13 protein-coding genes are annotated in these 12,504 nt (G+C 60.7%); 6 read left to right on the plus strand and 7 right to left on the minus strand.

Annotated features, from left to right (window positions below; genetic code table 11):
* Window positions 1-239: 239 nt before the first annotated feature.
* Together JV201_RS01230 and JV201_RS01235 are read right to left on the minus strand one after the other, a co-directional pair.
* Window positions 240-833, minus strand: coding sequence for a putative adenosine monophosphate-protein transferase Fic (locus JV201_RS01230; protein ID WP_003213199.1), 594 nt, complete (start codon window positions 831-833; stop codon window positions 240-242).
* Window positions 833-1,003 (minus strand): YhfG family protein, encoded by a 171-nt coding sequence (locus JV201_RS01235; RefSeq protein WP_003213201.1) that lies wholly within the window; start codon window positions 1,001-1,003, stop codon window positions 833-835. Before JV201_RS01235 ends, JV201_RS01230 begins: the two co-directional genes overlap by 1 nt.
* Window positions 1,004-1,212: 209 nt before the next feature.
* Here JV201_RS01235 and JV201_RS01240 point away from each other — a divergent pair, with 209 nt between their 5' ends.
* From JV201_RS01240 to JV201_RS01250, 3 genes are all read left to right on the plus strand, one after another.
* Entirely contained in the window at window positions 1,213-3,150 is a 1,938-nt protein-coding gene (locus JV201_RS01240; RefSeq protein ID WP_219406400.1) for an ATP-dependent DNA helicase RecQ, read from the plus strand.
* A gap of 114 nt (window positions 3,151-3,264) precedes the next feature.
* The gene (locus tag JV201_RS01245) at window positions 3,265-4,122 is read left to right on the plus strand and encodes a M15 family metallopeptidase (protein WP_003213205.1); all 858 of its coding nucleotides are present in this window, start codon (window positions 3,265-3,267) and stop codon (window positions 4,120-4,122) included.
* Window positions 4,123-4,182: 60 nt separating this feature from the next.
* Window positions 4,183-4,614 carry a thioesterase family protein gene (locus JV201_RS01250; protein WP_134325552.1) on the plus strand — a complete coding sequence of 144 codons (432 nt, stop codon included), beginning with the start codon at window positions 4,183-4,185 and terminating at the stop codon, window positions 4,612-4,614.
* A 165-nt stretch (window positions 4,615-4,779) separates the two neighbouring features.
* Here JV201_RS01250 and JV201_RS01255 read toward each other — a convergent pair whose 3' ends face one another.
* From JV201_RS01255 to JV201_RS01270, 4 genes are all read right to left on the minus strand, one after another.
* Window positions 4,780-5,262: a glycine zipper domain-containing protein gene (locus JV201_RS01255; RefSeq protein WP_008435777.1), complete on the minus strand. Its 483-nt coding sequence runs from the start codon at window positions 5,260-5,262 to the stop codon at window positions 4,780-4,782.
* A gap of 231 nt (window positions 5,263-5,493) precedes the next feature.
* Window positions 5,494-7,842: an FdhF/YdeP family oxidoreductase gene (locus tag JV201_RS01260; RefSeq protein ID WP_102367895.1), complete on the minus strand. Its 2,349-nt coding sequence runs from the start codon at window positions 7,840-7,842 to the stop codon at window positions 5,494-5,496.
* The gene (gene fdhD, locus JV201_RS01265) at window positions 7,839-8,678 is read right to left on the minus strand and encodes a formate dehydrogenase accessory sulfurtransferase FdhD (RefSeq protein WP_219406401.1); all 840 of its coding nucleotides are present in this window, start codon (window positions 8,676-8,678) and stop codon (window positions 7,839-7,841) included. Before fdhD ends, JV201_RS01260 begins: the two co-directional genes overlap by 4 nt.
* 95 nt (window positions 8,679-8,773) lie before the next feature.
* A complete protein-coding gene (locus tag JV201_RS01270; RefSeq protein WP_003213213.1) occupies window positions 8,774-9,661 on the minus strand; it encodes a LysR family transcriptional regulator in 888 nt (295 codons plus the stop codon).
* Between the two features lie 130 nt (window positions 9,662-9,791).
* Between JV201_RS01270 and lysM the strand changes: the two genes are divergently transcribed.
* A complete protein-coding gene (lysM, locus tag JV201_RS01275) occupies window positions 9,792-10,232 on the plus strand; it encodes a peptidoglycan-binding protein LysM (protein ID WP_003213215.1) in 441 nt (146 codons plus the stop codon).
* A gap of 120 nt (window positions 10,233-10,352) precedes the next feature.
* Here lysM and yrfG read toward each other — a convergent pair whose 3' ends face one another.
* Window positions 10,353-11,015 carry a GMP/IMP nucleotidase gene (yrfG, locus tag JV201_RS01280; RefSeq protein ID WP_003213217.1) on the minus strand — a complete coding sequence of 221 codons (663 nt, stop codon included), beginning with the start codon at window positions 11,013-11,015 and terminating at the stop codon, window positions 10,353-10,355.
* 87 nt (window positions 11,016-11,102) lie between these two features.
* On the opposite strand from yrfG, the gene nudE reads away from it, so the two are divergent.
* Together nudE and cysQ are read left to right on the plus strand one after the other, a co-directional pair.
* Entirely contained in the window at window positions 11,103-11,669 is a 567-nt protein-coding gene (gene nudE / locus JV201_RS01285) for an ADP compounds hydrolase NudE (protein ID WP_003213218.1), read from the plus strand.
* Window positions 11,666-12,502: a 3'(2'),5'-bisphosphate nucleotidase CysQ gene (gene cysQ / locus JV201_RS01290; protein WP_008435771.1), complete on the plus strand. Its 837-nt coding sequence runs from the start codon at window positions 11,666-11,668 to the stop codon at window positions 12,500-12,502. The genes nudE and cysQ overlap by 4 nt, the downstream gene beginning before the upstream one ends.
* The last annotated feature ends 2 nt before the right edge of the window (window positions 12,503-12,504 follow it).

Consider the following 12,504-nt stretch of genomic DNA (forward strand, 5'->3'; position numbering starts at 1 on the left):
GTCAAAGGTGGGAGCCGGGCTTGCCCGCGATGGCGGTGTGTCAGTGGTAGAAGTGTTTTCTGACACACCGCTATCGCAGGCAAGCCAGCTCCCACATTTGATCGTTCCCACGCTCCGCGTGGGAATGCATCCCGTGACGCTCCGCGTCACCAGTGTTCATGGCTTGGGTCGTGCGCGGATGACGGGACGCGGAGCGTCCCTGGCGGCATTCCCACGCGGAGCGTAGGGAACGATCGGGGCTAGCGCGGGGTGCTGATACACCGCTCGAAAATCGCCTCCAACCCCCGATAATCGCACGCCACCGCATCGATGTTCGCCGGTATCCACGCTGCGTTCTTCACCAGCCACCAGTTCACTGAAAACCCGGCATTCACGATGATCTGCTCGAACAGAATCCGCTGCGCCCGGCCATTCCCTTCGCGAAACGGGTGGATCACGTTGAGGTCGCCATAGGCCTCGGCAATTTGCGTCACCAACTCCGCCTGCGTCACCCCGACAAACCAGTTCGCCTGCGCCATGTGCTGGATGATCTTGCTCGCCTCAGGCGGGATACGCTCCGGTGTGCAGAACAGCGTGTCGCCTTTCTGGATGTTGACCGTACGCAGTTCCCCGGCCCATTCGTAAATGTCTGCGAACAGGGTGCGGTGGATGTGTTGCAGGCGTTCCAGGTCGTAGGGCGGGGGATACAGCGGAAGGCTGCCGACAGCGATTTCAGACAGTTCCCGCTCGGCCTGGTGCAGGCGTTCTTCGTCGAACAAATCGAGGCGGTTACGCAGGACGCTGCTACCGGGGTAGCAGTACGGGTCCTGGCCCACGCCATATTTGTCGAGCATCAGCGTGGGGTGTTGCGGTACTTGGCGAGGACGGCTTCGCGGGTCGGCAGGGGTTTGTCGACGTCGGCGGGCTGGGTGTCGAACCCTTCCAGGCGCAGGCTGGCCAGGTAGTTGGAACGACGGATCTTGTCGTAGTGATCCTGCTTTTGCTCAAACGTCAGTTCGGCCATGACAGCGTCCTCTCGGTGCGAAGGTTGATTGTAGCGCAATGAGTTTCGAGATGCGTCCCGCGTAAGGTTGGAACGATTCTTACGGGTGCCTACTCCACTTCCCAGGCTGTGTATCATCCAGACTCTTTTTTCCTTGCGACCTTTCTCGATTCGCTGAATGCGCTGGTCTATGTTTTGGGCTCGTTCAGCGGTCAATGGAGTGACAGCTTATGCACAACACCCTCCAACAGGTCTTTGGTTATCCACAGTTTCGTTTGGGCCAGGAGGCGGTGGTCAGTGCCGTGCTGGCCGGCCGTTCGGCGGCGGCGATTTTTCCCACCGGTTCCGGCAAGTCCCTGTGTTATCAACTTTCCGCCGTGTTGCTGCCGCACCTGACGCTGGTGGTGTCGCCGTTGCTGGCGCTGATGCAGGACCAGTTGGGTTTCCTGCAGCGCCACGGTATCTCGGCGGGCAGCATCGACTCGGCCCAGAGCCGCGATGATGCCAATGACGTCATGGCCCGGGCGCGTTCGGGCGAGCTGAAGATTCTGATGGTTTCCGTGGAGCGCTTGAAGAACGAGCGCTTTCGCAACTTCCTGCAAAGCGTGCCGATCTCGCTGCTGGTGGTGGATGAGGCTCACTGCATTTCCGAATGGGGCCATAACTTTCGCCCGGACTACCTGAAGCTGCCGGATTACCAACGCCAGTTCCGCATCCCCCAGGCGCTGCTGCTGACCGCCACGGCGACGCCCAAGGTGATCGCTGACATGCAGGCCAAGTTCGCCATTGCACCTGACGATGTGATCACCACCGGGTTCTACCGCTCCAACCTCAACCTGCTGGTTGAGCCCGTCAGTGGCCAGGACAAGCGACGACGGCTGGTGACGTGGATGCAGGAGCGAGCCAATCAGCCAAGCATCGTCTACGTCACGCTGCAAAAAACCGCGGAGCAGATTGCCGAGCATTTGAATCGCAATGGAATCCAGGCCGAGGCTTATCACGCGGGCCTGGCTCACGATAAGCGGGAGGCCATTCAGAAGCGATTCATGGGCGGGCAGTCCAACTGCATCGTCGCCACCATTGCCTTCGGCATGGGCATCGACAAAAGCGATATCCGCAACGTGGTGCACTTCGACCTGCCCAAATCCATCGAGAACTACAGCCAGGAAATCGGCCGCGCCGGGCGTGACGGGCAGCCGTCTGAGTGTCTGGTTCTGGCCAACCGCGACAGCCTGAATATCCTGGAAAACTTTGTGTACGGCGATACGCCGGAACAGGAAGGTATTCGCCGAGTCCTGGAGGAAATACAGGCGGTCCGTGCCGATGGACAGTGGGAGTTTATGCTCCGCTCACTGTCGGACCACAGCAACATCCGTGAACTACCGCTGAAGACCTTGCTCGTGCAGCTTGAACTCAAGGCTGTGATCGCGCCGCGCTACGCGTTTTATGCCGAATACCGCTTCAAGTATTTGATTGAACCAGAGGCATTGCTGGCGCGTTTTACCGGCGAGCGGCAGCAGTTTGTCGCAGCGATTATCCAGGTCTGCAAACGGGCGAAAACCTGGGCGACGGTGGACTTCGACGCGCTGTATCAACAGCACCAGGCCGAGCGCAGCCGGGTGGTGAAGGCCCTGGATTACTTTCAGGAACAAGGCCTGATCGAGATGGAAAGCCGGCAGATGACCGAGGTTTACGCCCTGCTGAATACCGACTTCGATCCACAGGCGCTGAGCACGGAGTTATACACAGGCTTCAAGCAGCATGAGGTGACGGAGGTGGCGCGAATTCACGCCATGCTGGATCTGTTCGCCACAGAGGAGTGCCTGGGTTACCGCCTGGCGCACTATTTCGGCGATGAAAACGCGCCCCGGCAGTGCGGGCACTGCTCGGTGTGCCACGGTAACGTCGCCCACTTGCCGGCGCCGCCGAGCTTGCCGCCGCTTGTGGATAAAAACTTTCTCGCGCTTTGCGGTGAATTTATCCACAGCCACCATGAATACAGCGGCGACTTGCCGAGCGCGGAGCGGCTGACACGGTTTTTATGCGGTCTCAGCGTGCCGTTGTTTACCAAGCTGAAGGCACGAGGGATTCCAGGCTTCGCGGTACTGGAGGAGTATCCCTATGCAGAGGTTCGTGAATGGGCGGAGGCAGGGTTGGAGGCACTCTGATTTCCGGTCTGGAGGGTCGCGCTTTCCCTTCCAGTGGCAGACGCCGCCGACAGCCGGACCGTGCCCGCAGGTGAGAAGGTTTGACGCTTCACTTCTTCTGCAAAGGAATTGCCCATGGCTTTTGGTTTTTCTCGTGGTGTTGTCCCCGGCGTCTTGCTGTTCGCCGGGTTGTTGGTCGCACAAGGCACGCTGGCCTCGGTCATCCCGTTGAGCGTGAATGACTGTCGGCAGATGCAGCTTCGCAACACTATCACCGCCGCCAATCCATTGCCCTGCGCACGCCTGGCGCGGGTGACGTTCAGCTATGTGGACTTTGGCGGAGTGCTGCATAACAACGGGCAGCTCGTGGTGCTGGATGCCATCGCACCCCATGTGGAGGAGATCTTCAGGCAGTTGCTGCAACGTCGGTTCCCGGTGCATCAGGCGGTCAGGCTGGAAACCTATCGAGGCAACGACAAGGTCTCGATGGCCCGCAACAATACCAGTGGTTTTAATGGACGCCAGGTCAGTGGCGCTTCGGGGTGGTCGCTGCACGCCTATGGCGCCGCAATTGACCTTAACCCTCTGCAAAACCCATTCGTTTTGTTCGGGCGTAACCCGCGAGGTGAATTCACCGGCCAGGCCACTGTTGAGCCCAGGGCAAGTACCGCAAATGCCGTTAACCGCCTGGATGCCCGCCCCGGCAAGCCGGCGCGCCCTGGCCGGGCAGAAGAGGTGATTGACCTGTTCGCCGAACACGGCTTTTTGACCTGGGGTGGTTATTGGGATTTTCCGCTGGATTACCAACACTTCCAGATCGGCCGGCGTTCGTTCGTGGAGTATCTGGCGCGGGTCACGCCGCAGCAGGCCAGCGCTGCAGTCGAGACCTATATCACCGCCTATCGCCAGTGCCTGCAGCAATCGGCCGAGACGGATCAAGCGCTCAAGCGTATGGCGTGCGTCCAGCAAACGATTGAGCAAAGCCCAACCTAGGCTTGCGGGTAGTGCTTGAACCCAGTATCAAGAGAGCCTCCTCCTGCCCGGGTTTTACCGATGACCAACGTCATGCCACAACGCGCCGATTACCGCCACTTCCAGCCGATCATCACGCGCTGGCACGACAACGATGTATATGGCCATGTGAATAACGTCACCTACTACAGCTTCTTCGACACCGCGGTGAATACCTACCTGATCGAGCAGGGCGGGTTGGATATTCATGACGGCGAAGTGGTTGGGTTTGTGGTGAGTTCGGCGTGCGACTACTTCGCCTCGATTGCCTTTCCGGACCGCATCGAGATCGGCCTGCGGGTGGGCAAGTTGGGCAACAGTTCGGTGCAGTATGAGTTGGCGGTGTTCAAGGCGGGAGAAGAAGATGCCTGTGCTGCGGGGAGGTTTGTGCATGTGTTTGTGGATCGGGCGTCGAACCAGCCGGTGACGATCCCGGGGATGTTGCGCGAGGCGTTACAGCGATTGGTGATCTGAATACGATCTGCGAAGCAATGAAAGTCAAATGTGGGAGCGGCGGTGCGACGATTCGACTTGCTCGCGAAGGCGTTGTATCAGCCAATACATCCGGCGACTGATCCACCGCCTTCGCGAGCAAGCCCGCTCCCACATTAAATCCGCTGTGTTCTTTCGATTCGCGTGTTACCGGTGGTGGCGATAGTGATGCTTGTTTTTGCGATGCCCATAAGCATGGCCGCGCCCGCGATGGTCGTCGCGGTCATAGCGGCGGTTATCGCGCCCACGGTAACGACGATCATCGTCATCGCTCTTGTTGCCCATGTAGTTGCCCAGTGCGCCACCGGCGCCACCGCCGGCTGCTGCGCCGATCAGGCTGCCGGTGCTGCCGCCGACACTGCGACCCACCACGTTGCCGCCGGCCGCGCCCAATGCGCCGCCAATGGCTGCTTCACCGCGGCTGCGCTTGTCTGCGCCCACCGCACTGCCGCCTGCGCCGCCAAGAGCCGCACCGATGGCTGAACCAGTGTTACCGCCCAGCTGCTGACCTACGACAGAACCTAGAACCCCGCCCAATGCGCCGCCCACACCGGCTTCGGTGGTGCCACCGGCCATGGCTGCGCCACTGACCAGGCCAAGGGACAACAAGAGAATCGAGGAGAACTTCATAGAGGAACCTCAAGAGGATGACGGCGCGATCCTGAGGTTGTATCGAGACGGTGACAATCGAAACCCGACCAGTGGTATGGGTTGTATACAATTCTCTAAGTTACTGTTTTGTATGAGGAACTTAAGTGAGTTTTGCGAGTCTTTAGTTACTTCGGAACGGCCGCTTTTATGCAAAAGCGGCCTTTTTTGTGCCCGTAAGAAACTCGGGTGCTGTCTGTGGCGAGGTGTCGCTTAGGCCGACTTCGCCATGATCAAGCCGGTTGCACTCGCTGCTTCCAGGCGGATCGCTACAAACTTCGACGTTGGCGTATGGCTGCCATCCCCCGTGCTTTCCAGCGGCACCAGCGGATTCACTTCCGGGTAATAAGCCGCAGCCTGCCCCGCCGGAATATCAAATGCCAGCAAGGTAAAGCCCTTCACCCGACGCTCACGGCCGTCGTCCCAGATCGACACGATGTCAGCCTTCTGCCCCGGCTTGAAGCCCAGGCGGATGATGTCGGCTTCGTTGACGAACAACACATCCCGCTGGCCCTTGACCCCGCGATAGCGGTCGTCCAGGCCATAGATGGTGGTGTTGTACTGATCGTGGGAGCGCATCGACTGCATGATCAGGTCCGGCAATTGCCCGGTGTTGCGGGTGCGTTCGTGCACCAGGTCCTTGGGCAGGATGTTCGGGCGGAAGTTGGCGCGGCCCGACGGGGTGTTCCAGCGACGGGCGCCAGCCGAGTTGCCCAGGTAGAAACCGCCCGGGTTTTTCAGGCGCTCGTTGAAGTCCTTGAAGCCCGGAATGGTGTCGGCGATCAGGTCGCGAATACGGTCGTAATCGGCCACCAGCCAGTTCCAGTCCACCGGCTTGCTGCCCAGGGTGGCGGCGGCAATGCCCGCCAGAATCGCAGGCTCGGATTTCATCTGTTTCGACAGCGGCTGCAGCTGGCCGTTGGAGGCGTGGACCATGCTGAACGAGTCTTCAACGGTCACGGCTTGCGGGCCTTCGGCCTGGATGTCGATGTCGGTGCGGCCCAGGCATGGCAGGATCAGCGCGTCCTTGCCATGCATCAGGTGGCTGCGGTTGAGCTTGGTGCTGATCTGTACGGTCAGGTCGCAATTGCGCAGTGCTTCAAAGGTGCGTGGGCTGTCCGGCGTGGCTTGGGCGAAGTTGCCGCCCAGGCCGATAAATACCTTGGAGCGGCCTTCGAGCATGGCGTGAATCGCTTCCACCACGTTGTGGCCGTTATCGCGCGGCACCTGGAACTGGAAACGACGCTCCAGGGAATCGAGGAACGCCACCGGCGGGCGTTCGTTGATGCCCATGGTGCGGTCGCCCTGCACGTTACTGTGGCCACGCACCGGGCACAGGCCTGCGCCCGGGCGGCCGATGTTGCCGCGCAGCAGCATCAGGTTGGCGATTTCCTGGATGGTCGGCACCGAGTGGCGATGCTGGGTGATGCCCATCGCCCAGCACATGATCACGTTCTTGCCTTTGGCGTACATGCGCGCCGCTTGCTCGATCTCCACCAGGGTCAGGCCGGACTGCTCGACGATTTCATCCCATGAGGTGTCGTCGATCTTGCCCAGGTAATCCAGCACGTTGGCGGTGTGTTCGTTGAGGAAGTCGTGGTCGAACACGGCCTCCTTGCCTTCGGCCTGGGCCTGGCGTTCCCACAGCAGCAGGAACTTGGCCATCCCCCGCAGGATGGCCATGTCGCCTCCCAGCGCCGGGCGGAAGTAGGCGGTGTTGGTTGGCTTGTCGCCGTTGGTGAGCATTTCCAGCGGGTGTTGCGGGTGCTGGAAGCGTTCCAGGCCACGCTCTTTCAGCGGGTTGATGCACACCACCTGGGCGCCGCGTTTTACCGCTTCGCGCAGTGGCTCCAGCATGCGTGGGTGGTTGGTGCCGGGGTTCTGGCCCCAGACGAAAATCGCGTCCGCATGCTCGAAGTCATCGAAGGTCACGGTGCCTTTGCCCACGCCCACGCTTTGCGCCAGGGCGACGCCGCTGGCTTCGTGGCACATGTTCGAGCAGTCCGGGAAGTTGTTGGTGCCGTAGGCGCGCACAAACAGTTGATACAGGTAAGCCGCTTCGTTGCTGGCCCGGCCCGAGGTATAGAACTCGGCCATGTCCGGGTTTGGCAGCGCATTGAGGTGCTTGCCGATCAAGTCGAAAGCCGATTCCCAGCTGATGGGTTTGTAACGGTCGGTTTCGGCGTCGTAGCTCATCGGCTCGGTCAGGCGGCCCTGATACTCAAGCCAGTAGTCGCTCTGCTCCAGCAGCGCGCTGACGCTGTGCTTGGCGAAGAATGCCGCGTCGACCCGGCGCTTGGTGGCTTCCCAGTTGACCGCCTTGGCGCCGTTCTCGCAGAACTTGACCATGCCGCTTTCCGGCGAGTCGCCCCAGGCGCAGCCCGGGCAGTCGAAGCCGCCGTTCTGGTTGGTCTTGAGCATCATGCGGATGTTTTTCAGCGCGTTGTCGCTGGTCAGCCAGGCTTGCGCCACGCTGATCAGTGCGCCCCAACCACCCGCCGGGCCTTTATAGGGCTTGTAGCGCGGGGTGGGTTTGTCGTCGGCTTGATGATGATTACTCACGCTTGATTCTCCATCGCAGGGCTATAGACCCGCGGCGCACTTTTCTGCGGCAGGTGGATGAGATTGAGGTTGTGCCGGCGAGCCCATTGCAGGGCCAGGCCGGTGGGCGACGACAGGCTGACCAGGGTCTGGATGCCTGCACGCAGGACTTTCTGGATCAGTTCGAGGCTGCAGCGACTGGTAACAATCGCCAGGCCGCCGTCGGTCGGAATCTTTTGGCGGATCAGCGCACCGATCAGCTTGTCGAGGGCGTTATGCCGGCCGATGTCTTCACGGCCCAGCAGCAATTCGCCCTGGTTGTTCATGAACACCGCCGCATGCACCGCGCCGCTGTACTGGCCCAGCGGTTGGAACGCGCTGATGCGCTGGCGCAGGCCATCCAGCCATTCGGCAGGCGGCAACGGCGCGCCGGGCAACACCTTGAGGTTGGGCAGCGCCTGCTCCACGGCTTCTACGCCGCACAGCCCACAGCCACTGGTGCCTGCAAGTTGCCGGCGCTGCTGCTTCATATTCCAGAACGCGCGGCTGGAAATCTGCACCTGAGCGTATTGGGTCGAGCCCGAACCGCCGATTTTCAGGTCATAAATGTCGCTAACGTCTTCGATAATGCCGCTACCGATGCTGAATCCGACAATAAAGTCTTTAAGGTCGGTCGGCGTCACCAGCATCACCGCCTGGCTGATGTCGTTATAGGCAATCGCCAACGCGACTTCCTCGGCAAGCGCGGTGCTGGCCGATTCGGTGTGTTCGAGATTACAAAACTGGTAGCTCTGGCTGGCGGCGGGCGCGGGCGTTTCGAGGGCGGGCGCCGCGCAGACTGGGCGCTGGGCGTTCATTGGGCATTACCACCGGGAGTATTCAGCTGTAAGACTAGGCGCGACAAAGGGTCGCGTCTAATCGTCAGTACTGATCTACCGATAGATGCCGTCGATCAAGTCTCGATCAGCGATTTCTGGTATAGCGCAAAACACGCTTCCGCCAAGGCCGAACGGGGTGCACTGCGGCGCATGATCAACCCCAGGCGAGCCAAAGTGTGAGCGTCTTCAATGGGTTGCAGGCGCAGGTGCTCGGTGAGGGCGTCGAGGCCGCCGTCCAGTGGCATCACCGCGCAACACAGGCCGCCGTGCACCGCTTGTAACAATTGATGGACGGCATCGGTCTGCAACAGCGGCTGCGGGTTGAGGCCACGGCTGTGGAAGTTATGGTCGATGGACTGGCGAAAGTGCATGCCGCTGGTGAGCATGCCCAAGGGCAGTTCGATCAGCGCCTCCCAACTCAGGGGCTTGTCGCCGAAGCTGAAGAACCGTTGGTCGTACAGCAGGCCCATGCGGGTTTCGCCCAGGGCCAGGGAGTCGAAACGTTCAGCGTCCAGGCGCTCGAGGTACGACACGCCGAGGTCCAGGCGGTTGCTGGCGAGCTGTTCAAGGATTTGCTCGGAGCTTAACGCGGACAACTCAAAGCGCAGGCTGGGGTGTTCCTTGTGCAGCTTCTGCATCAACGCCAGCGGATCGAAGCTCGACAACGGCACCACCCCCAGGCGCAACGTGCCTACCAGGTTGCCGCGACACGCAGCGGCCTCGGCCTGCAAGCCGTCATAGGCCGCCAGCACCGTGCGTGCCCAGGCCAGCACGCGTTCGCCGGGGGCGGTAAAGCCTTCGAAGCGCTGCCCGCGATTGACCAGCGGCAACTGCAGCTCTTCCTCCAGGCTGCGCAGGCGCATCGACAGGGTCGGCTGGGTGATATGGCAGCGCGCCGCCGCCTGGCCGAAGTGACGGGTTTCGTCGAGGGCGATGAGGAATTTCAGCTGTTTGATGTCCATCTTCGCTCCGGGCTTATTCCAATGCGGTGGGATTCTAGCGTGTTTGGGTCTTTGGTCAGGCTGGAACCCAATTCTGTAGGACTGGTCTAGTCTTTGGCATCTGGAAATTAAATCCCAAGGAGAGCGCACCATGAGTCTTTTAAGCTTTGTTAAGGAAGCAGGCGAGAAGTTGATTGACCTTTTGACACCGGGTAATGCCAACGCGAGCGAGCAGTTAAAAGAGCACGTGGCCAAGGTTGGATTGGGTAACCCCAATGTGCAAACCACCGTCGACGGTGACAAGGTGACCGTGACAGGTGAAGTCGCCAGCCAGGAAGAGAAAGAGAAGATATTGCTGGCGCTGGGCAACATCGCCGGCGTTGCGAGTGTTGATGACCAGATCACCGTTTCCGGTCCTGCTGTCGCGGCGGCCCGCTTTGTAGTGGTGAAAAAGGGCGACACCCTGAGTGCGATTTCGCTGGCGGTGTATGGCAACGCCAACCAGTACAACAAAATCTTCGAAGCCAACAAGCCGCTGCTGTCCCATCCGGACAAAATCTACCCAGGGCAGACGCTGCGTATTCCTGAGTAATCCGCGGACCAAATGTGGGAGCGGGCTTGCTCGCGAATGCGGTGTGTCAGTCAATATATTCAGTGGCTGACACACCGTATTCGCGAGCAAGCCCGCTCCCACATTGGACCTTCAGTGTTGTTACAAACCTACGATCAAGTCCCGGTAATCCCCAACCGCTGCAAACTCCGCCGTGTCCTTGGGCCCCTTCCGGCTGTCCGGTTCCTTCACCGCCAGCAAGTGCCCCACGCCAAAATCCCGGGCGCTGCGCAGGATCGGCAAGGTGTCGTCGATAAACAGGCTGCGGGCCGGGTCGAAGGCGATGTCGGCGTGCAGGGCGTCCCAGAACTGCGGGTTTTCCTTGGCAAAACCATAGTCATGGGAGCTGATCAGTCGCTCGAAATAAGGCGCCAACTCGATGCGTTCCAGCTTCAACGACAGCGAATCCCGATGGGCATTGGTGATCAGGATCACCCGCTTGCCCGCCTGTTTGATCGCCGCCAGGAAGGTGTCGGCATCCGGGCGCAAGGCAATCAGGTGCGCGGTTTCCAGCTTGAGCTCGCGCACCGGGATCTTGAGTTCGGCGCTCCAGAAATCCAGGCAATACCATTGCAACTGTCCGGCGTTACGCTCGAACAGCGGCTGCAGCTCCATCTCGGCCATGGCCCGGCTCACACCATGCAACTCGGCATAGCGCTGGGGCAGGTGCTCCATCCAGAAATGGTTGTCGAAGTGCAGGTCGAGCAAGGTGCCGTCCATGTCCAGCAGGACGGTGTCGATGGCGTGCCAGGGCAATGGAGGCATAAAGAACACTCATGTAAGAAAAGATATCCGACACAGACAATCGGAAAAGCCACGGTATAGTAACCCGATCACGCCAAGGAGCCGCTCATGCGCCAGAAACCCACCGTCCTCGCCCGCGAAATAGTCGCCAGTAGCCGTTTGTTCCGCGTGGAGGAAGTGCAATTGCGCTTTTCCAATGGCGTGGAGCGGACCTACGAGCGCCTGGTGGGCAGGGGGGCCGGATATGGCGCGGTGATGATCGTGGCGATGATCGACTCGGACCATGCGTTGCTGATCGAAGAATATTGCGGCGGCACCGACGAGTATGAACTGTCACTGCCCAAGGGCCTGATCGAACCGGGCGAAGACGTGTTGGCGGCAGCCGACCGTGAGCTCAAGGAAGAAGCCGGTTTCGGCGCCCGCCAGTTGGAGCACATCACCGAGCTGTCGCTGTCCCCCGGCTACATGAGCCAGAAAATCCAGGTGGTGCTGGCCACCGAACTGTATGAAGAGCGCCTCGAAGGCGACGAGCCGGAGCCGATGCGCGTCGACCGGGTCAACCTGCGGGAGCTCTCGCAGTTGGCGCAGAACGAGCAGTTCAGCGAGGGCCGTGCATTGGCCGCGCTGTACCTGGTACGCGACCTGTTGACTCAACGTGGAGCGTTCCAGCCATGAGCGAACTGTTCCTGGGTCACCCGTTTATTGCCCCCGCGATCGAATTGGCCCGCCAGGCTGGCGAGGTCATCCTGCCGTATTGGCGCGCCGATGTTGCCGTCACCACCAAGACCGATGATTCACCGGTCACTGCCGCCGACTTGGCTGCCCATCACTTGATCCTCGCCGGGCTGACTGCGTTGGACCCGAGCATTCCGGTGCTCTCGGAGGAAGACGCGGACATTGACCAGAGCGTGCGCGCCGGTTGGCAGCGCTGGTGGCTGGTGGACCCGCTGGATGGCACCAAGGAATTCATCTCCGGCAGCGAGGAGTTCACCGTCAACATCGCGCTGATCGAAAAAGGCCGCGTGGTGTTCGGTGTGGTGTCGATGCCTACCAGCGGTCGGTGCTACTTCGGGGGTGCCGGGCTGGGTGCCTGGCGTTCCGATGTAGGTGCTGCCCCCAAGCAAATCCAGGTGCGCCAGACCCCGGCGAGCGGTGAAGCATTTACTGTGGTTGCCAGTCGTCGCCATACGAGCCCTGAACAGGATCGCTTGCTCGCGGGCCTAAGCGCCGGGTTGGGTGAGTTGAAGCTGGCGAACATCGGCAGTTCATTGAAGTTTTGCCTGTTGGCCGAAGGCAGCGCCGATTGCTACCCGCGTCTGGCGCCGACCTCGCAGTGGGACACCGCTGCGGCACAGGGTGTGCTGGAAGGAGCGGGCGGTGAAGTGCTGGAGCTGGATGGGCAGCCTTTCAGTTACCCGGCGCGGGCGTCGTTGTTGAACCCGTTCTTCCTGGCATTGCCGGCTAAAGCGGAGTGGCGTGAGCGGTTGCTGACCCTGGCTCGGTCTTAAGC

This window comes from Pseudomonas sp. Colony2, assembly GCF_019382755.1.
Taxonomy (GTDB): Bacteria; Pseudomonadota; Gammaproteobacteria; order Pseudomonadales; family Pseudomonadaceae; genus Aquipseudomonas.